1 pseudogene is annotated in these 341 nt (G+C 60.1%); it reads left to right on the forward strand.

Annotated elements, in window-relative coordinates:
* Positions 1-124: 124 nt before the first annotated feature.
* Positions 125-341, forward strand: a pseudogene (locus F0Q45_RS27015) (IS1380 family transposase); the annotation flags it as partial.

Raw genomic sequence — 341 nt, forward strand, 5'->3', positions numbered from 1 at the left:
TCATGGACCTCAAAATTTCATGTAAATCGGGCTTGGGTGTATTGGTGTCGCGAAAAGTACGCTGCCGCAAGGATAATCATGGTGTTCGTGATTCCAGTATCCATGACGGGAGTGCACCTACCAGATGCAGGCTGCTACGGATTGGTCCAAGAGTCTTCGGGTCGAGGTCCGCGGCGACGATGTGGTCGGGCACGCCGGCAACGTGATTTCGCGCATGCTGGCCGATGCGACCGGCCTGACCAGCGGCTTGTCAGTTGCGTTGTCGCGGCCTGAGGTGTTCCACGACCGGGGCGCGGTGATGCGGGACGTATCGGTGTCGATCGCCGGTGGCGCGCAGAACC

The sequence above is a fragment of the Mycobacterium simiae genome (assembly GCF_008370645.1).
Taxonomy (GTDB): Bacteria; Actinomycetota; Actinomycetes; order Mycobacteriales; family Mycobacteriaceae; genus Mycobacterium; species Mycobacterium simiae_A.